Consider the following 19,765-nt stretch of genomic DNA (forward strand, 5'->3'; position numbering starts at 1 on the left):
GGGGCCGAGGGGCGGGAGGCGTCCACCGGATGGCTGCACCACCGGTCCCACCCCGCCGTCGGCGGGCCTCCCGCCTCCCGCGTGCCCGGAATGCTCCGCGGAACACGTCTAGGGCGCGTCGGCCTCGTTGGCCGGCGACCCGGAGGGCTCCGGGACGCGGACCGGGTCCAGGGGTCCGCCCAGCTCCGACATCAGCTGTTCCGGGTCGACGTCCTCCAGGGTCTCCCGGGACACGTACAGGGTGCGTTCGGGCCCTTCCAGGATCTGGAGGCGCACGCGTTCGGCGATGGACATCTGGCCCTGGGCGGTGGGGTGGAAGCTGGCCCGGTCCACGCGCAGGCCCTCGCCCAGCTGGCCGAGCACGATGCCGTTCAACCAGGACTCCTCCGCGCTCACCTCGTACCCGTTGAGGGCGGAGAAGGTGTTCACGTACTCGACGCTGCCGGTGCGGCGACCGCCGTACACCTCGCCGTCCACCTCGTAGACGCCGTCGCGGATGCGCTCGTTGAAGCGCTGGGCCAGGGAGTTCAACCAGACCTGGTCGCTCACGGTCAGCGTGTAGTACATGCCCGGCGGCTCCTCGGGGAACAGCCGGGGGTACCCCAGCACGAGCACGCGGGCGTCGGGCGCGCGGTCGCGGATCTCGCCGAGCACCTCGGCGAGGGTCTCCTCGAACGCGTCCATCCGGCGCTCCAGGTCCTCCTCCTGCTCGACGCAGACGCTGCTCTCCAGCAGCGGCATCCGCACGATGCAGGTGCGCAGGACGGGGGTGAACCCCAGGTCGTTGCCGCCGATGCCGAGGGTGACCAGGGACGTGTTCTCGGTGACCCGCTCGATCTGGGACTCGGGCGTGCCGATCTGGCCGAGCATGTCCTCGCCCTTGTGGGTGCTGCACGCGTAGAAGGCCAGCGAGCCCGAGAAGTCGAACTCCTCACCGATGACCTTGGGGTAGGCGTTCTCGGAGCGCCAGCAGCCGCCCGGCTCGGCGGTGGCCGGGTCGTAGTCGCCCGCGCCGTCCCCCGAGGAGTAGGAGTCGCCCAGGGCCACGTAGTTGCCCCAGAGCGCGGCGTCCTCCGGTTCCATCCGGACCCGCCAGTCGGACTCCTCGTCCTCGGTGATCGGGGGGAGCTCCTCCCCGGGGCACACGCCGCCGGTGGCGTCGCACCAGAGCCCCATCAGCCCCTCGCGCGTGGCGGGCACGGTGAGGGTGACGACCAGGGCGAGGACGAGCACGAGGGAGACGGCGACCGCGGCGCGGGCCCCGCGCCGCCGTGCGCGCGGCCCCGAGGGGCCCCCGCCGCCCGCGCCCGGGGAAGCGTCGCCGGGTCCTCCGGAGGGGCCGCCGTCCCGGGGGGCCGGGCTCTTCGGGGAGCCGGTCCCCCCGACGGCGGAGGGGTCGTCGGGCACAGGTTCCGGCGTCTGCGGGTCTTCACCACGTGCTGCCACTGCCGATACCGCCTCCCGCCTACCGGACGGCTCCTGATTCCCTCCGCAAGGGTACCGGGGAGCGGGTCGATCCGACGACGGCCAGCACACGGTCGAGGTCGCCGTCACCGAGTGTCGCGCGGGCGGTCAGCCGCAGCCTGGACCTGCCGTCGGGGACCGACGGCGGGCGGAAGCACCCCACCCGCACCCCCTCGGCGAGGCACGCGGCCCGCCACGCCACCGCGGCCTCGGGCGAGGGCGCCCCGACCGAGACCACGGCGGCGTCGGGACGGCTCGCGTCCAGGCCGCGCTCGCGCAGCCCCTCGGACAGCCGCCGGGCCCGGTCCCGGACCGCGGCGGCACGCCCCGGCTCCGCGACCAGCACGCGCAGGGCCGCCAGCGCCGCTCCCGCCGAGGCCGGTGCGAGACCGGTGTCGAAGACGAAGGTGCGGGCGGTCTCGACCAGGTGCCGGACCACGCGCCGCGGTCCGAGGACCGCACCGCCCTGCGCGCCGAGGGACTTGGACAGGGTCACCGACACCACCACGTCGTCCGCGCCCCGCAGGCCGGCGGCGGTCGGCGTCCCCCGGCCGCCCGGCCCCACCACGCCCAGTCCGTGCGCGTCGTCCAGCAGGAGTGCCGCGCCGTGCCGGCGCGCCGTCCGGGCGAGCGCCGCCGCGTCGGCGAGGTCGCCGTCCACCGAGAACACGGCGTCGCTCAGCACCAGCGCACGGCCCCGCGCCGGGGCGAGAGCCTCCGCCGCACGGTCCGGGTCGGCGTGGTCGAAGACGGCGACCCGCGCTCCGGAGGCCTTCGCCAGCCGCGTCGCGTCGATGAGGGAGGCGTGGTTGTGCCGGTCGCACACCAGCAGGGGCGTGTCGCCGCCGTCGCGTGAGGCCAGAGCGGTGACCATCGCCAGGTTCGCCGCGTACCCGGAGGAGAACACGAGGGCGGACTCCGTGCCGTAGAAGGCGGCGAGCTCGCGCTCCAGCTCCTGGTGGAGGTCGGTGTCGCCGGAGACCAGGCGCGAGCCCCCGGCGCCCGCGCCCCACGCACGGGCCGCGTCGGCCGCCGCGCCGACCACGTCGGGGTGGCGGAGCAGGCCCAGGTAGTCGTTGCCCGCCAGGTCCAGGAGGCCGTCGTCGGCGGCCCTGGGGGCGGTGCGCCGGGACAGCCCGGCGGCCGCGCGGATCCGGGCGGTGCCGTCCAGCCAGCCGAAGGGGTGGCGGGGGGACGCGGCGGTGGAGGGCCCGGGGTCCGCGCGCACCGGGGTCCCCGCAGGGGAGGGCGGGCGCCTGGCGCGCAGGGTCCACGGGCGGCGGGGCGGTGCGGTGGCGGCGGTGCTCGGCATGAGCGCGGGCTCCTCGGTGCGGTGGTCGGTGCGGGTCACACTCCGGTGGGGGCGGGGGAGGCGGACGAGCGGTCCCGGGTCGGATCGCGCGCCCCGGGGCCGTCCTGCGGGGCGGGGCGGCGGGGAGGCCGGACGGCCGGCCCGGTCGGCCGGGACGGCGCGAGGGCCTCCCGGGGAGGGACCGGCCCAGCGGCGGCCAATTCCGCTGGGGCGGTCCGGTCCTGCGTGCCAGGGAGGCGTCTACGACTCTGCCCGCCCGCGGGTCCGGCCGTCACCGGCGGAAGCCCACAAAGTTCCGCGCGGATTCCTGGCGGGACGGCCCGGGGGCCCACGCCCGGCCCGGGTGAACAATGGGGCACCATGACGCGCACAGACACAGGAGCGGTCCGACCGCGGGCCGGGTCCGGCCCCCGCCGGGTCAGGGACACCGACATGGCGCGCCTGTGGCACCCCTACTCCACGGTGCCCCCGGCCGAGCCGCCGTACGTGGTCACCGAGGCGGAGGGGACCCGGCTGACCCTGTGGGCGGACGGGAGGTCCCACCGGGTGGTCGACGGGATGGCGTCCTGGTGGTCGGCGATCCACGGGTACCGCCACCCCGTGCTCGACGCGGCGGTGCGGCGGCAGGTGGACGCGTTCAGCCACGTCATGTTCGGGGGGCTCACGCACGGCCCGGCCGCCGAGCTCGCCGAGGCGCTCGTGGGGATCGCGCCGGAGCCCCTGGAGCACGTCTTCCTCGCCGACTCCGGGTCGGTGTCGGTGGAGGTCGCCATGAAGATGTGCCTCCAGTACCACCGCTCCTCGGGGAGCCCGGAGAGGCGGCGGTTCCTCACCTGGAGGGGCGGGTACCACGGGGACACGTTCCACGCGATGAGCGTCTGCGACCCGGACGGGGGCATGCACGCCCTGTGGGGCGACCTCCTGCCCGCCCAGGTGTACGCGCCTGCGCCGCCCGGCGGGTTCGACGCCCCTCCCGACCCCGGCTACGTGGAGGAGTTCGAGCGGGTGGCCGCCGAGCACGCCCGTGAGCTGGCCGCGATCATCGTGGAACCCGTGGTGCAGGGCGCCGGGGGGATGCGTTTCCACCACCCGGGATATCTGCGGGAGCTGCGCAGGATCGCGGACGGGCACGGGCTGCTGCTGGTGTTCGACGAGATCGCCACGGGCTTCGGCCGCACGGGCGAGCTGTTCGCCGCGGACCACGCGGGGGTGGCCCCCGACGTGATGTGCCTGGGCAAGGCGCTGACGGGCGGGTACATGTCCCTCGCCGCCACCCTGTGCACGGGGCGCGTGGCCCGGGGCATCGCCGAGGGGGAGGAGCCGGTCCTCGCCCACGGCCCCACCTTCATGGGCAACCCGCTGGCCTGCGCGACGGCCGCGGCCTCGGTGGACCTGCTCGCCGGGGGCGGCTGGAGGGACGACGTGGCACGGATCGGGGCCGGTCTGCGCGCGGGCCTCGCCCCGCTCGAGGGGGCGCCCGGGGTGCGGGAGGTACGGGTGCTCGGCGCGATCGGGGTGGTGGAGCTGGAGGCCCCGGTGCGGATGCGCGAGGCCACGCGCGCCGCGGTGGAGGCGGGGGTGTGGCTCCGGCCCTTCCGCGAGCTCGTGTACGCCATGCCCCCCTACACCTGTACCGCCGGGGACGTGGCCGTGGTCGCCGCGGGGATGGTCGCCGCCGCGGAGGCCTCCGCGGCCGCCGCCGACGGCGGGGCGTGAGCGGGGGCCGGGCCCGGGGCGCCCCTCACCGGTGCGCGGGGCAGGGGCCGTGCTTGGGCTCCCCCTCTCGGGGAAGAGTGCGGGTTCAGGATGATCGGTGACGGGAGGACAGGTGAGGAGCCGCGTGGGCCGTGACGGGGAGAGAGTGTGGTGCCGGTGACCGTCCTGATGGTGACAGGAACCGGAACCGAGGTCGGCAAGACCGTGGTCACGGCCGCCGTGGCCGCTCTGGCGCGGGCCGCCGGGCGCCGGGTGGCGGTGCTCAAGCCCGCCCAGACCGGGGTGGGACCGGCCGAGCGGGGTGACGTTGACGTGGTCGCCGGGCTCGTGCCCGGAGTGACCGCCGTCGAGCTGGCCCGCTACCCCGACCCCCTGGCGCCCGCCACGGCCGCCGCGCGCTGCGGGGCGCCCGCGGTCCGGGCCGAACACGTGGCGGACGCGGTGTGGGAGCTGCTCGGAGACCACGAACTGGTGCTGGTGGAGGGGGCCGGCGGGCTCCTGGTCCGGTTGAACGCCGAGGGCCAGACCCTCGCCGACGCGGCCGTGCTGCTGTCCGCGCCCGTGCTCGTGGTCGCCCGGCCGGACCTGGGAACGCTGAACGAGACCGCGCTGACCGGCGAGGCGCTGCGCACACGGGGGCTGCATCCGGCGGGCGTCGTGGTGGGGTCCTGGCCGGAGCGGCCGGACCTGGCGATGCGCTGCAACCTCACCGATCTGCCCGGGATGGGGGCGGGGCCGCTGGAGGGGGCGGTGCCGGAGAGCACCGGCGGCCTGGACCCGGCCGGGTTCGCCGAGGTGGCGAGCCGCTCCCTGGCGCCCGGGCTGGGCGGGACCTGGACGGTGGAGGGGTTGCGCTGACCGCGCGGGGCCGTCCCGCCGCCGGCCCCCGGTGGTCCGTACGACGCGGGCCCTCAGGCCGGGGCGGGGACCGGGGAGGTGAGCGTGAACGCGTGCGGACGCGGACCGTGCTCGCGCAGGTGCTCCGCGCGGGCCGCGGCCTCCTCCGGGGTCACCGCGGCGCCGTCCGCCGCCCACCACAGCACGCGTCCGACCCGGGGGAAGGCGCCGGTCAGCGCCCGGAAGTCCAGGAAGTCGCCGTGGGACGCCTCCACGAACTCCCGCAGGTCCGTCGGTGAGCGCCACAGCGCGATGACGTGTATGCGGTCCCCTCCGTCGGAGAAGTGGACCTCTTCGGGGGCTCCGTCTCCCCCGGCGGCCCGCTTCCGCAGCGCGGCGGCGAGCGGGGCGAGGTACCGGCGGTCGCCCCGGACCGTGCGAGACTCGGCCAGGAGCGGCCGTCCCTCCCGGGCGCCCTGCGCCGCCCGGGTTCGGTGCGGTGTGCGCGGGTGGTCGGCGACGGTGCGGGGGTGCTGGGCGAGGAGGTTCACGACGACTCCGATCGAGAAGTGGACCTCGATGAAGCGGTCCACCTTGGCTCTGGTGGTGCTCTGTTCTCCAATGCCATTATGGAAGCCCCGGGGGCTTCCCCACAGATCCAATGGAGCGGTAAATGGACTCTTCGCGGAAGCCCGCCGACCTCGCCGACGTCCTCGGCACCTGGTCCCGGGGGGAGGGCCCCCTCTACCGGCGCCTCGCGGACTCCCTGCGCGATCTCGTGGCCCAGGGCACCCTGGCGCCGAACGAGCGCCTTCCCTCGGAGCGGGTCCTCGCCGCCGCGCTCAGGGTCAGCCGCACGACGGTGGTCTCCGCCTACGACTCCCTGCGCTCGGAGGGGCTGCTCGAGAGCAGGCAGGGCAGCGGCACCCGGATCAGCGGCAGGGTCGCGCCCGTGCGCCCGGACGGCTGGAGCCGCACCGGCAGCGTCAACGCCATGTACCGCAACCTCTTCCAGAGCGACGAGGGGCTCATCTCGGCCGCCAGCCTCCACACCCCCGCCCTGGGCGGGGTGGAGGCGGCCATCCGCCGGGTCGTCGCCGAGGACCTGCCGTCGCTCATGGCCGAGAGCACGTACCACCCGCGCGGGCTGCCCGCGCTGCGCCGGGCCATCGCCGACCACTACTGCCGACTGGACCTGCCGACGACCCCGGACCAGATCGTGGTCACCACCGGCGCCCACCAGGCCGTCAACCTGGTCTCGCAGCTCTACCTCCGCGAGGGGTCGCCCGTGGTGGTGGAGGACCCCGGCTTCGCGGGCTGTCTGGACCTGATGGCGGACCGGGGAGCCGAGTTCCTGCCGGTGCCCCTGGACGACCAGGGCATCGACGGGGTGGGCGTGCGCCGGGCCGTGGCCGAGCACGCGCCCCACCTGATCTACGTCATGCCCTCGTACCACAACCCCACGGGCACGATGATGTCCGCGGCGCGCCGCCGGGAGCTGGGCGAACTGTCCGCCCGCCACGGGGTGCCGATCCTGGAGGACGCCGCCTACACCGGACTGCGCTCCCCCGACGAACCCGCCCCCCTGGCCGCGTACGCCCCGCGGGGGGCCGAGATCATCAGCGTCGACTCCCTGTCCAAGGTCTCCTGGGCGGGGCTCCGGGTGGGGTGGCTGCGCGCCCCGGCCGAGATGGCGCTGCGGCTCAGCCGCCGCAAGGTCCTCGCCGACCTCGCCGGCCCCCTCCTGGACCAGGCGGTGGCCGTGCGCTTGCTGGAGGACTACGCCGGCCTCGCCCACGAGCGCTCGGAGATGATGCGCGGGGCCCTCGACCACATGGAGGGGCTGCTCCGCGAGGCCCTGCCCGACTGGGAGTGGAGGCGGCCGGACGGGGGTGCCGCCCTGTGGGTGCGCCTGCCCGGCGCGGACTCCCGCGCCTACGCCCAGGTCGCGCTCTGCCACGACGTGGAGCTGGTGCCGGGCCCCACCATGTCGGCGTCCCCCGACGGCCGGCACGCGGAGTACTTCCGGCTGCCCGTGGCCTTCGACGCCGGTACCCGGGAGGAGCTGGTCTGGCGGCTCTCCCGGGCCTGGCGGGAGTTCCGCCGGCACGGCCCGGTGGCGAAGGACCCCGTGCGGCTCGTGGTCTGACCGCGGCGCGGCCCGGACGCACGCGGGGGCGGCACCACCGGTGTGGTGCCGCCCCCCGCACTGCCCGGGCCGCGCCGCGGAGGGCGGTCCGGGGCGTCTTCCGCGGACGCCCCCGGCGGGACCCGGCGCTCGCGCCGGTCGCCGGCCCGGAACGGTCCGCGGAGGACGGTCTAGCCCAGCCGGACCTTGCGGGCGGCGTCGAAGCGCTCCTGGACGTCGGCCCAGTTGACCACGTTCCAGAACGCCTTGACGTACTCCGCCTTCACGTTCTTGTACTGGAGGTAGAAGGCGTGCTCCCACATGTCCAGCATCAGCAGCGGCTGGGTGGTGACCGGGCTGTTCGCCTGCTGGTCGTAAAGCTGCTCGACGATCAGCCGCTGGCCCAGGGTGTCCCAGGCCAGGATCGCCCAGCCCGAGCCCTGGAGGCCGGAGGCCGCGGCGCCGAAGTGCGCGCGGAAGGCGTCGAACGAGCCGAACTGGTCGGCGATGGCCGCGCCCAGCTCGCCCTCGGGCTTGTCGCCGCCGTCGGCGGACAGGTTCTTCCAGAAGATGCTGTGGTTGACGTGGCCGCCCAGGTGGAACGCCAGGTTCTTCTCGTGCAGGTTCACGGTGGCGTAGTCACCGGACTCGCGAACCTCCGCCAGCTTCTCCAGAGCGGTGTTGGCACCGGTGACGTAGGCAGCGTGGTGCTTGTCGTGGTGCAGCTCCATGATCTGGCCGGAGATCCACGGCTCCAGGGCCGCGTAGTCGTAGGGCAGTTCGGGAAGCGTGTATGGCGCAGACATCTCTGACGCACCTTTCCAGGAACGGGGCTCGTCGTGTTCAGCAGCGATGGGATCGCCTAGGCAGCAAGCTATCAGCCGGACGGCAGGACACCGGGTGTCAGGCTCTTTACACCCCGGCCGGGGAATAAACCGCGCTCCGCGCCCCCGGCGCGACGCCGCCGAGCCGCGGCCCGCCGGCGCTGCCCGCGGCGGACCCTCCACCGCCCTTCCCCGCGCGGCTCGTCCGCAATCATCGCCTTCATGGTGAAAACGCCCGCCCGGTCCGACACGGCTGACGGAGAGGGGTTTCTCCTGGAGTTCCGGGCCTACGTCCGGGAGCCGCCACGATTGTCGGCGGACCGTTGGCCGCGCGTTCTCCGGCCATTCACCGGAGGGGTGTCGAAATCGGCGATGATTCAGCGCCGAATTCGAGGGACCGAACCCGCTCCGCGCCTCGTTCGGTGAAAACCTTCCTATTCTTCGAGGCCGTTCACCACTCATGTCCGTCTCAGCGGCTGGGGCCCCCGCGCCCGCCACCACGAACCCACTCTCCCGAGAGCCGTCGGGCACGCGAAAGGGCGGCGGATTCCGCCCCGAGATCGAGGGACTGCGCGCCGTCGCGGTACTCCTCGTGGCCTTCTACCACGTCTGGTTCGGCCGGGTCTCCGGCGGTGTGGACGTGTTCCTGCTCCTCACGGGCTTCCTCGTCACGGGGTCGCTGGTCAGGGCGCTGGAACGCGACGGCCGCATCGGGCTCGCCGCCTTCTGGGCCAAACTGGCCCGCAGACTCACCCCGGCGGCGGCCGTCGTGCTCGCCGCGACCCTCGCCGCCACCTGGCTGTGGCTGCCGAGCTCGCGGTGGACCGACGTGATCGCGCAGGTCAGAGCCGCCGCGCTCTACCACGAGAACTGGGCCCTGGCCCGGGCCGCGGTGGACTACCTCGCCCGGGAGGCCGCGGCCAGCCCGGTCCAGCACTTCTGGTCGCTGTCGATCCAGGGCCAGTTCTACCTGCTCTGGCCGCTCCTGCTGGGACTGACCGCCCTGGTCGCGGCCCGGCTCCGCGTACGGTCGGACCTGGCCTTCCCCGCGGTCGTGGGCCTGGTGTTCGCCGTGTCCCTGGCCTACTCGGTGCGGATCACCGGGACCGACCAGGCCTGGGCGTACTTCGACACCGGCGCCCGCCTGTGGGAGCCCGCACTGGGCGGGCTGCTCGCCCTCGTCGTCCACCGGATCGACCTGCCCGTGCGCCTGCGGGTCGTCCTGGGGTGGGCGGGCCTGCTCGCGCTCGTCTCCTGCGGGGTCCTCCTCCAGGTCTCCACGCTCTTCCCCGGCTACGTCGCCCTGTGGCCGACCGGCGCCGCGGTCATGGTGGTCCTGGCCGGTTCCGGGACCCGGTTCGGCGCCGACCGGCTGCTCACCTGGAAGCCGCTCATGGCCCTGGGCGCGCTCTCCTACCCCTTCTACCTCTGGCACTGGCCGGTCCTGGTCTGCTACCTGGCCGTGACGGACCGCTCCCTGGCGTCCCCCCTCGGCGGGGTGTTCGTGCTCGCGCTGTCCCTGCTCCTGGCCCTGATCACCTCCAAGGCCGTCGAGGGCGGGGTCGAACGCCTGACCAGGGCGCCCGGGCGGCGCTCCCCGGCCTGGTCGCTGGGGGTGGCCGCGGCCCTGCTCGCCCCCGTGCTGGCCGCGACGGCACTGTGGTCGGGCCGGATCGAGGAGGAGCAGCAGGCCCGCGCGGAGGAGGTGCGCACACCCGCCTACTACCCCGGGGCCCGGCTGGCGGTCGACCCGTCCCTGCTGCTCCAGGAGATGCCGGTGCGCCCCGACCCCGCGGACGCGAGCCAGGACCTGTCCCCCCACCACGCCCGGGGCTGCCACGTGCCGCTCACGCAGAGCGAGGTCACGGTGTGCGACGCCGGGCCGGCCGACGCCGAGCACACCCTGGCCCTGGTGGGCGCGTCCCGGGTCGCGCACTGGTACCCGTCGGTCCTGGAGGCGGCCGAGGACAACGGGTGGCGGCTGCTGTCCTTCACCAAGAGCGGCTGCCAGTTCGGCACGGGCCCCCACACCCGGGGCGGGGAGCCCTTTCCCGAGTGCGAGGCGTGGAACGCCGAGGCCATGGAGATCCTGGAACGGGAGCGGCCCGACGCCGTGTTCACCTCCTCCACCCGGGCCAGCCCGGCCGGGGAGCGGGTCCACGAGGGTTTCGTGGAGCGCTGGCGGCAGCTGGACGCGCTGGGCATCGACGTCATCGGCATGCGCGACCTGCCCCGGCGCGACACCGCGGGGGCCGAGTGCGTGGAGAGCCGTCCCCTGGAGGAGTGCGTGTCCCCGGCCGGCTACAGCCAGGCCGCCGCCGACCCGGCCGCGGCCGCGGACCTGCCCGGCAACGTCACGACCGTGGACCTCACCGAGTACGTGTGCCCGGAAGGGCGGTGCGAAGCCGTCATCGGGAACGTCCTGGTGTTCTGGGACCACTCCCACATGACCGCCACCTACTCCGCGACCCTCGCCCCGGTGATGGACGAGGCCCTGCGCGGCGCCACCGGATGGTGACCGCCCTTCCGGCGAGAAGGGTACAGATACGCAGAAATGAGTAAATGGTGATGGAAGGGTGAACAGAAGGAGAATTGAGCGTCCTGCGGGTTTCGATTCGACTCACGCGCATCTCGCCGTCGACGTGAAGGGCTAGTCTCGAAAACGCTTGATCCGTTTGTCGCTCCTCCTCCCGGAACAGCGTTCGGAACCGGCCGTTCCGTGTGGAGAAAGCCGATCGTCCCCCTCTGTGTCCCCCTCGGTTCACCCTTGCGGTGCCGGGCCGCCAACTCCCGTGGAGGTACCCGCCCATGCGGTCGCTTCGCAGACGTCTCCGTCCGATCCTGGCCGTCGGCGCGGTCGGCGGTGCCGCCGTCCTCGCCGTCCCCGTGGTCCTGGGGTTCCTCGGCCTGATCCGGTGGGTGGACGCGGCCGTCCTCGTGCTCCTCGGCGCGCTCGGCGGCGCGGTCGCGCTCATGGCCCTGGTCCTCCTCCTGCTGCGCCGCACCGTCAAGGGCCTGTCCGGTTCCGTGTCCACGGCGATGGACACCCACAGCCGCAGGGTCGCGGAGGCGCTGGGCCGCGACCGCCTGGAGGCCGCGCACTCGATGGACGGGGTCAAGGAGCGGCTCACGCACCTGCGGGACCACTCCCTCCCCAAGCTGGCGCGCGAGGTCACCCACGCGGTCACCGTGCAGGGGCGCAACGACTACGAGCAGCAGGTCGCCTGGACCGAGCTGCGCGAACACCTCGACACCCCGACGTTCATGCCGCCCCTGCGCGGCTGGGCGGCCTCGCCCGACGTCATGCGACTGCTCGTCCGCGACATCGACCGGCGCCGTCCCGGACTCGTGGTCGAGTGCGGCAGCGGATCGTCCAGCGTGTGGATCGGGTACGCGCTGCGGCGCGCGGGCGCGGGCCGCCTCGTGGCCATCGAGCACGACGCCCGCTACGCGGAGCTCAGCCGCGCCCTCGTGGCCTCGCACGGCCTGGAGGACGTGGTGGAGATCCGCACCGCCCCGCTCACCGGGTTCGAGCCCGGCGACGGGGAGGCCGGAGAGGGCCCGGACGGCGGCGCCCGCCGGTGGTACGACACCTCCGTCCTCGCAGACCTGGAGGACATCGGCCTGCTGTTCGTCGACGGACCGCCGGAGGCCACGGGCTCCCAGGCCCGCTACCCGGCCGTTCCCGTCCTGCTGCCGCGCTGCGCCGAGGACGCCGTGATCGTCCTGGACGACGCCTCCCGCCCCGACGAGCGGGCGCTGGGCGACCGCTGGCTCGCCGAGAACCCCGGTCTGCGCCGCACCGAGGAGGCGGCGGAGAAGGGCGCCCACGTGTTCACCCGCGCCTGAGCCCCGCCCCGGCACCAGACCCACGTCCCCCGAACCGAGGTCGCCAGATGATCACCACCGCCCTCCGCGAGGCCCTGCGTGCCCGCGGGGACGAAACCGCCGTGCTGTGCCACACGGGCGCCGGCGCCCGGGCCGGACTGGCCGGCCTGCCCACGCGCCCCTCCGACCTCGTCCTCGACCTGGACGCCCACCCCCTGGGCGCGCCGGTGGACCTTCCGGGCGGGGAGCGGCCGGAGGCCGGCCTGGTCGCGGTCGTCGCGGCCACCACCACCGACCTGCGCCGCGCGCTGACCACGGCCGTGCACCTGCCCCGGGCCGCCCACGTCCTCGTGGCGCTCGTCGCGGTCCCCGGACACCAGGACCCGCCGCTGCCCGCCTCCCCGGGCATGGGGCAGTGGCGGGACCTGGAGGAGGTCCGGGTGCGCAGGGCCGACCGGCAGGGCTGGCTGTGCGAGCTGTTCTTCCCCAACGGGGTGGACACCGCCGAGGTCCTCGACGCGGTCCTGCACGGGACCCGGGGACGCCGCCGCGGCCCCGCGGTCGCCCCCCTGGCCGCGCTCTCCGGACCGGAGGGGGCCCTGTGGAGGCCGGGTGACACCGGCGCCACCGGGGTCCCCGCGACCGGGCCGGTCCCGCTGCGCCGCGTCACCCCCGTCGCCGACCTCGCCCTGCGGGTGACCGCCCGAGGCGGGCGCGCCGCCTGGGAGGACGCGGCCGTGCCCGCCCTGGACCGCGCCACCACCGGCGCGGACGCCTGGGCGGACCTGGCGGGCGAGGACGGCCACGCCCGCCTGCGCGAGGCGCGCTCGGCGGCCGGTCCGGACCCCGTGTCCGCGATCGCCCCCGTGGACGAGCTGTCCGTCAACCCCGTCGGCTTCACCAAGGCCGAGAAGGGCCCCCTCGGGGACCTCACCGCCCACGGCGACCGCGCGGTCGTCCGCGCCGGGGACAAGGTCCTGGTCGACGTCGCGCCGGACGGCACCGTCACCGACGTCGACCTGGCCCGCCTGCGCCACCTGCGCGGGGTCCGGGTGGACTGGTCCGGGCACACCGGCCCCTCGGCGGCCGTGCGCGCCGTCGCCTCGCTGGCGGCCGGAGGGGTCCCCCTGCTCAGCGGGCCCGTGCCCGCGTGGGCGGCCGGGCTGGGCCGACCGCTCGGCGACCTCCTGGAGGGAGCCGCCGACGCCGACCTCACCGACCGGCTCCGGCGGGAGGAGCACAGCGTCCGGCTGCGCCGCGCCGCACTGCGCACCCACGGCCTGCGCACCCGCTGGAGGTCGCTGGCGGCCGAGGCGGGCGTGCCCGTCCCGCCCGCCCCCCGGATCTCGGTCATCCTGTGCACCCGCCGGCCCGAGATGGTCGGCTTCGCCCTCGCCCAGATCGCCCGGCAGCGCGGTGTGGACCTGGAGGTGGTCCTGACCCTGCACGGCTTCCCCGCCGACCTGCCGGGGGTGGCCGCCGCCGTCGCCGAGGCCGCCGCGACCGGCCTGCGGATCGTGGTGCACGAGGCCGACGCCGACCAGGTGTTCGGCTCGGTGCTCAACGACTCCGCCGCCCGCGCCTCGGGCGACCTGCTCGCCAAGTGGGACGACGACGACTGGTACGGACCCGACCACCTGGCCGACCTGGCCCTGGCCCGCGCCTACTCCGGCGCGGAGCTGGTCGGGACCGGCCAGGACTTCGTCTACCTCCAGGAGGTGGACGTCACCGTGTGGCGCAGCCGCGAGTCGGAGACGGCGACCAGGTTCATCGCCGGGGGCACCATCCTCACCGACCGGGTGGTGCTGGAGGAGACGGGCGGCTTCCGGCCGCTGCCCCGGGCGATCGACACCCAGCTCCTCCTCGCCGTCACCCGGGGCGGCGGCCGCATCCACCGCACCCACGGGCTGGGCTACGTGCTGCGCCGCACGGGCGGCGGACACACCTGGTCCGAGGACATGGCCTACTTCCTGCACAACTACGCCCGGCAGTGGGCCGGATGGCGGCCCAGCTCCCTTCTGGAGGGCGAGCCCGCGGAGTTCGGCCGGTCCATCACCGAGAACACAGGGGGACAGCGTTGACCACCACAGAGACCGGACACGAACCCGCCACCGCGGCCGCGGCCACCCGCGTGCCACCGCGGTGGGAGGCCGACTTCACACGGCAGCCCCGAGTCCTGCGCAACGACCACGGCGTCCTCGTGCCGCCGGTTCTGGGGGGGTGGGAGCCGACGCTGTCGGTGTCGGTGGTGGTTCCGGCGCACGGTCATCCGGAGAAGTTGGCGATGGTGCTGGCGTCGTTGTCGGCGCAGAGTTATCCGTCGCGTCTGATGGAGGTGGTCGTGGTGGACGACGGTTCTCCGGAGCCGTTGGAGCTGCCGCGGGTGCGTCCGGAGAACACGCGGCTGCTGGTGTCGGCTCCGGGCGGGTGGGGGTCGGGGCACGCCTTCAACACCGGTGTGGCCGCCTCGTCCGGCCAGGTGATCCTCAGACTCGACGCCGACATGCTGGTGTACCGGGAGCACGTCGAGTCGCAGATGCGGTGGCACCACCTCCTCGACTACGGGGTCGCGATGGGCCACAAGCTGTTCGTGGACTTCGACCCGGAGGCGCTGAGCCCGGAGTACGTGGCCGAGCAGGTGCGGGCGGGGCGGGCGGCCGACCTGTTCGACCGGGAGACCGCCGACACGCACTGGGTCGAGCGCCTGATCAACAAGCACGACCGGCTGCGCACCGCCGACCGCCTCTCGTACAAGGTGTTCATCGGGGCCACGGGTTCGCTGCACCGCACCCTGTTCGAGGCGGCGGGCGGGATGGACGCCGACCTGATCCTGGGCGGCGACAGCGAGTTCGCCTACCGGGTGTCGCAGCAGGGCGCCGTGTTCGTCCCCGACCTGGACACCAGCAGCTGGCACCTGGGCCGCTCCCAGATGCAGACCCGCCGCGACGCGGGCACCCGTTACCGCATGCCCTTCGTGGCCAACCGGGTCCCGGACTTCCACCTGCGTCGCAAGCGGCCGGACCGGCAGTGGGAGGTGCCCTTCGCGGACGTCCTCCTGGACGTCGGGGCGCACACGCTGGAGGACGTCGACACCACCGTCTCGGCCCTGCTCGACGGCACGACGCCGGACGTGCGGCTGTGGCTGCGCGGTCCGTGGGGCGTGTTGGACGAGGGGCGTCGATCCCCGCTGGACGACGAGCGGCTGGACCTGCGCCTGGTGAGGGAGACGTTCCGGGGCGATCCCCGGGTGCGCTTCACCGAGGGCGACCCGGAGGAGGACCCGCGGGTGCCCTTCCGCCTCCACGTCCCCGTGGGCGCCGCCCCCACGCCCACGATGGTGGCGGACCTGGTGCGGACCGTGAACGACAAGAAGGCCGGCCTGCTCTGCGCGCCCCTGCCGGGCGCCACGCGGGCGGGGGACGGGGTGCTGCGCCTGGAGCGCACGTCCGCGTTCGCCCGCGCCCGCCACCTGGAGCCCGGAGCGACCGGCGGCGACCTCGACCGGGTGGTCGAGGAGGTCCACACCACCCACTGGATGCCGGGGGAGCCGTTCGTCGTACGGGAGGCGGCGGAGGAGGAGGCCGGGGCGTCCGACGCCGAGGCCGACGCGCTGCGCCGCAAGCTCGCGGAGGCCCGCGCCGAGGTCGAGCGCCAGACGGCCCGGGCCAAGCGCGCGGAGCGCAAGCTCCGCTGGTCCAAGCCGGGGACGGTGGAGAGGGTGCTGCGCAGGTTCGCGCGCTGAGCCGGGGCGGCCCGCGGGGCCGGGAGCCAATCGATCACGACACGCGGTCATGTTTGCACCCAGAGTGATCATATTGGTTAGTCTGGGACGCAGTGACCGACACGCGTCCGACGGGCTCCCGCCCCGCGCACCCAACTCACCGAGGTCGCCCGATGATCACCTCCGCCATCAGCCAGGCCCTGCGCACACGCGGTGACGAGCGCGCCGTACTGTGCCGGATCGGAGCCGGGGGCGGTGTCCTCGACGAACTCGCCTCCCTGCGGTTGCGGCCCGACGACCTCCTCCTCGACCTGGGGACCCACCCGGTGGGGGAGCCGGTGCTCCCCGGAGAAGGGACCGGCGGGGACGGGGGCCGGCCCGCGGTCGGCCTGGTCGCCGTCGTCGCCGCCAGCCTCACCGACCTGCGCAGGGCCGTGACCCTCGCCGCACACCTGCCCCGGGCCGTCCACCTCCTCGTGGCCGTGGCGCACATCCCCGGCCACCACGGGGGCCTGGCCCCCTCACCGCCCGGCATCGAGGAGTGGAACGACCTTCACGAGCTGCGGGTGCGCAGGGCGGAGAAGGGCGGATGGGTGTGCGAGCTCTTCTTCCCCAGCGGGACCGACGTCGCGCCGGCGCTCGCAGCGGTCTTCCACGGCGGGCGGGGACGCCGGAGGGGCCCCGGGAGCGGGATCCGGGCCGGGCTCCACGGACCGCAGGCGCACCTGTGGAGCCCGGGCGACCCGGAGGCCACGCCGGTCGGTCCGGTGGGGCCGGTTCCGCTGATCCGGGTCACACCCGCCGCCGACCTGGTCCTGCGCACGGAGGAGGGCGCCTCCCTGCCGCTGTGGGAGGACGTGGCCGTCCCCGCGCTGGACCGCTCCACCACCGGGGCGGACTCGTGGGAGTCCCGGGTCGACACCGACGGCCCGGCCGCGGCGCTCAGGGTCCGGGGCCCCGACCCGGTGAGCGCCGTCGCCCCGATCGACGAGCGCCTCGTCAACCCCATGGGTTTCAACAAGAGGACCAAGGGCCCCGTCGCGGACCTGACCGTCGACGGATCGCGCGCCGTCATCCGCACCGACGGGGACGTCCTGGTGACCGTGCCCGCCGACGGCGGCCTCACCGACGTCGACCTGGACCGGATCCGCGACCTGCGCGTCGTCCGGGTGGACTGGTCCGGGCACGCCGGGCCGGCGGCGGCGGTGAGGGCGGTCGCCTCCCTCGCCGCGGGCGGGGTCCCGCTGGTGAGCGGCCCCGTGCCCGCGTGGGCCGCCGGACTCGGACAGCCCCTCACCGACCTCCTCACCTCCGCCGAGGAGGAGGACATGCTCGACGGCCTGGCGCGGGAGGAGCACAGCATCCGGCTGCGCCGCGCCGCGCTGCGCGCCCACGGGCGGCGGACCAGGTGGCGCGCACTGGCCGAGGAGGCGGGCATCCCCGTCGTCCCGGACCCGCTGGTCTCCGTGGTCCTGTGCACCCGGCGCCCCGACCTGGTGGGGTTCGCCCTCGCCCAGGTGGCCCGGCAGCGCCACGTCAGGTTCGAGGTGGTCCTCGCCCTGCACGGGTTCTCCGCCTCCCTGCCCCCGGTGGAGGAGGCCGTACGCGGGTTCTCCGCCCTCGGCCACGCCATCACCGTGCACGAGGCGGACGGGGACAAGGTCTTCGGCGCGGTGATGAACGAGGCGGTGGACCGGGCCTCCGGCACGGTCGTCGCCAAGTGGGACGACGACGACTGGTACGGCCCCGAACACCTCTCCGACCTGATGCTGTCCAGGGCCTACTCCGGGGCCGACGTCGTGGGCATCAGCCAGAACTTCACCTACCTCCAGGAGCTCGACCTGACCGTGTGGCGCAGCTACCGGTCGGAGTTCCCCAACGCCCAGGTGGTCGGCAGCACGATCCTCACCGACCGCGTGGTGCTGGAGGACGTCGGGGGCTTCCGCCCGCTGCCCCGGGCGATCGACAGCCAGTTCCTGCTCGCCGTACGGCAGGCCGGCGGCCGCATCTACCGCACCCACGGCCTCGGATACCTCCTGCGCAGGGCGGGAGCCGGACACACGTGGGAGGTGGACCTGGGCTACTTCCTGCGCAACCACACCAAGCAGTGGTCGGGCTGGCGGCCCAACTCCCTCATGGAGGGGGAAGCGGAGCCGCTCGGCCGGGCCGCCCCGCACACCGAGCACTCGGGGGGACAAAGTTGACCACCTCAGACAGCGCCTCCAGCAAGGAGGTACCCGCCGGGCGCGGCGCCGGCGGGCCGGAGGGCCAGGGGACGGCGCCGACCGACCCGGCGCCCGCGGTGCAGCCCAGGCTGTACCGCAACGACTACTCACCGCTCGTGCCGCCGGTTCTGGGGGGGTGGGAGCCGACGCTGTCGGTGTCGGTGGTGGTTCCGGCGCACGGTCATCCGGAGAAGTTGGCGATGGTGCTGGCGTCGTTGTCGGCGCAGAGTTATCCGTCGCGTCTGATGGAGGTGGTCGTGGTGGACGACGGTTCTCCGGAGCCGTTGGAGCTGCCGCGGGTGCGTCCGGAGAACACGCGGCTGCTGGTGTCGGCTCCGGGCGGGTGGGGGTCGGGGCACGCCTTCAACACCGGCGCCGCGGCGTCCGAGGGCGCGGTCGTGCTGCGCCTGGACTCGGACATGCTGGTGTACCGGGAGCACGTCGAGTCGCAGATGCGGTGGCACCACCTCCTCGACTACGCCGTGGTCCTGGGGCACAAGCTGTTCGTGGACTTCGACCCGGAGGCGCTGGACCCGGAGTACGTGGCCGAGCAGGTGCGGGCGGGGCGGGCGGCCGACCTGTTCGACCGGGAGACCGCCGACACGCACTGGATCGAGGAGGTCGTCGAGCGCACCGACGGCCTGCGCACGGCGCACCACGGGGCCTTCAAGGTGTTCGTCGGGGCCACGGGTTCGCTGCACCGCACCCTGTTCGAGGCGGCGGGCGGGATGGACGCCGACCTGATCCTGGGCGGTGACAGCGAACTGGGGCACCGCCTGGCCCAGCGGGGCGCCGTGTTCGTCCCCGACCCGGACACCAGCAGCTGGCACCTGGGCCGCTCCCAGATGCAGCAGGAGAAGGAGAGGGGCACGCGGTACCGGGGGCCCTACGTCTCCAACCGGGTCCCGGACTTCCACCTGCGCAACAAGCGCCCCGACCGGCAGTGGGAGGTGCCCCGGGTCGACATCGTCCTCGACGTGGCCGAGGCCACCCTGGAGGAGGCGGACACCACCGCCTCCGGCCTGTTGCGGGGCACGACGCCGGACGTGCGGCTGTGGCTGCGCGGTCCGTGGGGCGTGTTGGACGAGGGGCGGCGCTCCCCGCTGGACGACGAGCGGCTGGACCTGCGCCTGGTGAGGGAGACCTTCCGGGGCGATCCCCGGGTGCGCTTCACCGAGGGCGACCCGGAGGAGGACCCGCGGGTGCCCTTCCGCCTCCACGTCCCCGCCGGGGCGGAACCGCGCGACAACGCCGTCGCGAACCTGGTGGCGCTGCTGGACCGGCGGGGCGACGGCCTGTTCTGCGCGCCCCTGCCGGGCGCCACGCGGGCGGGGGACGGGGTGCTGCGCCTAGAGCGCACGTCCGCGTTCGCCCGCGCCCGCCACCTGGAGCCCGAGGCGGAGCCGAAGGAGCTGGACCAGCTGGTCGAGGAGCTGTTCGGCGTCCAGTGGGCGTCCGCGCAGGCCTTCGTGGTGGCGGACGGGGCCGGTCCCGCGGACGAGGAGCGGACGGAGGACTCCGCCGAGGCGCTCCGCCACCAGCTGAACCAGGCGCGCGCCGAGGCGCAGAGGCTCCGCAGGCGCGCGGAGCGGGCCGAGCGTAAACTGCGCTGGTTCACCCCCGGCCTGGGGCGCCGCATCCTGCGCAGGATCGCCCGCTGAGGGCGGGCCGCCGCGCACCGCGACGGACGCGCCCCGGGCACCGTGCCCC

13 protein-coding genes are annotated in these 19,765 nt (G+C 74.8%); 9 read left to right on the top strand and 4 right to left on the bottom strand.

Going from position 1 to position 19,765, the window contains the following annotated elements; genetic code table 11:
* Positions 1-108: 108 nt before the first annotated feature.
* Both ABZ234_RS10675 and ABZ234_RS10680 read right to left on the bottom strand, forming a co-directional pair.
* Entirely contained in the window at positions 109-1,446 is a 1,338-nt protein-coding gene (locus tag ABZ234_RS10675; protein ID WP_355011821.1) for an SGNH/GDSL hydrolase family protein, read from the bottom strand.
* A 19-nt stretch (positions 1,447-1,465) separates the two neighbouring features.
* On the bottom strand, positions 1,466-2,776 hold the full coding sequence (locus ABZ234_RS10680) for an aminotransferase class I/II-fold pyridoxal phosphate-dependent enzyme (protein WP_355011836.1): 1,311 nt from the start codon (positions 2,774-2,776) through the stop codon (positions 1,466-1,468).
* A 360-nt stretch (positions 2,777-3,136) separates the two neighbouring features.
* Here ABZ234_RS10680 and ABZ234_RS10685 point away from each other — a divergent pair, with 360 nt between their 5' ends.
* On the top strand, positions 3,137-4,492 hold the full coding sequence (locus ABZ234_RS10685) for an adenosylmethionine--8-amino-7-oxononanoate transaminase (RefSeq protein WP_355011822.1): 1,356 nt from the start codon (positions 3,137-3,139) through the stop codon (positions 4,490-4,492).
* A gap of 156 nt (positions 4,493-4,648) precedes the next feature.
* Positions 4,649-5,350: a dethiobiotin synthase gene (bioD, locus tag ABZ234_RS10690; protein ID WP_267946071.1), complete on the top strand. Its 702-nt coding sequence runs from the start codon at positions 4,649-4,651 to the stop codon at positions 5,348-5,350.
* Between the two features lie 53 nt (positions 5,351-5,403).
* On the opposite strand, the gene ABZ234_RS10695 is transcribed toward bioD, so the two are convergent.
* Positions 5,404-5,922 carry a DUF3291 domain-containing protein gene (locus ABZ234_RS10695; protein ID WP_355011823.1) on the bottom strand — a complete coding sequence of 173 codons (519 nt, stop codon included), beginning with the start codon at positions 5,920-5,922 and terminating at the stop codon, positions 5,404-5,406.
* Between the two features lie 80 nt (positions 5,923-6,002).
* Between ABZ234_RS10695 and ABZ234_RS10700 the strand changes: the two genes are divergently transcribed.
* Positions 6,003-7,478 carry a PLP-dependent aminotransferase family protein gene (locus ABZ234_RS10700; RefSeq protein WP_355011824.1) on the top strand — a complete coding sequence of 492 codons (1,476 nt, stop codon included), beginning with the start codon at positions 6,003-6,005 and terminating at the stop codon, positions 7,476-7,478.
* A 170-nt stretch (positions 7,479-7,648) separates the two neighbouring features.
* Here ABZ234_RS10700 and ABZ234_RS10705 read toward each other — a convergent pair whose 3' ends face one another.
* Entirely contained in the window at positions 7,649-8,263 is a 615-nt protein-coding gene (locus ABZ234_RS10705) for a superoxide dismutase (protein ID WP_267946068.1), read from the bottom strand.
* A 478-nt stretch (positions 8,264-8,741) separates the two neighbouring features.
* Here ABZ234_RS10705 and ABZ234_RS10710 point away from each other — a divergent pair, with 478 nt between their 5' ends.
* From ABZ234_RS10710 to ABZ234_RS10735, 6 genes are all read left to right on the top strand, one after another.
* Positions 8,742-10,799, top strand: a complete 2,058-nt coding sequence (locus ABZ234_RS10710) for an acyltransferase family protein (RefSeq protein WP_355011825.1) — start codon at positions 8,742-8,744, stop codon at positions 10,797-10,799.
* Positions 10,800-11,089: 290 nt separating this feature from the next.
* Positions 11,090-12,130 (top strand): class I SAM-dependent methyltransferase, encoded by a 1,041-nt coding sequence (locus ABZ234_RS10715; RefSeq protein WP_267946066.1) that lies wholly within the window; start codon positions 11,090-11,092, stop codon positions 12,128-12,130.
* A gap of 47 nt (positions 12,131-12,177) precedes the next feature.
* Positions 12,178-14,190, top strand: coding sequence for a glycosyl transferase family 2 (locus tag ABZ234_RS10720; RefSeq protein ID WP_355011826.1), 2,013 nt, complete (start codon positions 12,178-12,180; stop codon positions 14,188-14,190).
* A gap of 50 nt (positions 14,191-14,240) precedes the next feature.
* Positions 14,241-15,851, top strand: coding sequence for a glycosyltransferase (locus ABZ234_RS10725; RefSeq protein WP_352982978.1), 1,611 nt, complete (start codon positions 14,241-14,243; stop codon positions 15,849-15,851).
* Positions 15,852-16,003: 152 nt separating this feature from the next.
* Positions 16,004-18,034, top strand: a complete 2,031-nt coding sequence (locus tag ABZ234_RS10730; protein WP_355011827.1) for a glycosyltransferase — start codon at positions 16,004-16,006, stop codon at positions 18,032-18,034.
* Positions 18,031-19,716: a glycosyltransferase family A protein gene (locus ABZ234_RS10735; protein ID WP_355011828.1), complete on the top strand. Its 1,686-nt coding sequence runs from the start codon at positions 18,031-18,033 to the stop codon at positions 19,714-19,716. The genes ABZ234_RS10730 and ABZ234_RS10735 overlap by 4 nt, the downstream gene beginning before the upstream one ends.
* Positions 19,717-19,765: the final 49 nt, after the last annotated feature.

The sequence above is a fragment of the Nocardiopsis sp. NPDC006198 genome, from assembly GCF_040613895.1.
Classification (GTDB): Bacteria; Actinomycetota; Actinomycetes; order Streptosporangiales; family Streptosporangiaceae; genus Nocardiopsis; species Nocardiopsis tropica.

What these genes read in the sequence shown, in the direction of transcription:
- ABZ234_RS10680 (WP_355011836.1), bottom strand. Translation starts at nt 2,776, where the DNA reads ATGCCGAGCACCGCCGCCACCGCACCGCCCCGCCGCCCGTGGACCCTG.
- ABZ234_RS10685 (WP_355011822.1), top strand. Translation starts at nt 3,137, where the DNA reads ATGACGCGCACAGACACAGGAGCGGTCCGACCGCGGGCCGGGTCCGGC.
- ABZ234_RS10700 (WP_355011824.1), top strand. Translation starts at nt 6,003, where the DNA reads ATGGACTCTTCGCGGAAGCCCGCCGACCTCGCCGACGTCCTCGGCACC.
- ABZ234_RS10705 (WP_267946068.1), bottom strand. Translation starts at nt 8,263, where the DNA reads ATGTCTGCGCCATACACGCTTCCCGAACTGCCCTACGACTACGCGGCC.
- ABZ234_RS10710 (WP_355011825.1), top strand. Translation starts at nt 8,742, where the DNA reads ATGTCCGTCTCAGCGGCTGGGGCCCCCGCGCCCGCCACCACGAACCCA.
- ABZ234_RS10715 (WP_267946066.1), top strand. Translation starts at nt 11,090, where the DNA reads ATGCGGTCGCTTCGCAGACGTCTCCGTCCGATCCTGGCCGTCGGCGCG.
- ABZ234_RS10720 (WP_355011826.1), top strand. Translation starts at nt 12,178, where the DNA reads ATGATCACCACCGCCCTCCGCGAGGCCCTGCGTGCCCGCGGGGACGAA.
- ABZ234_RS10730 (WP_355011827.1), top strand. Translation starts at nt 16,004, where the DNA reads ATGATCACCTCCGCCATCAGCCAGGCCCTGCGCACACGCGGTGACGAG.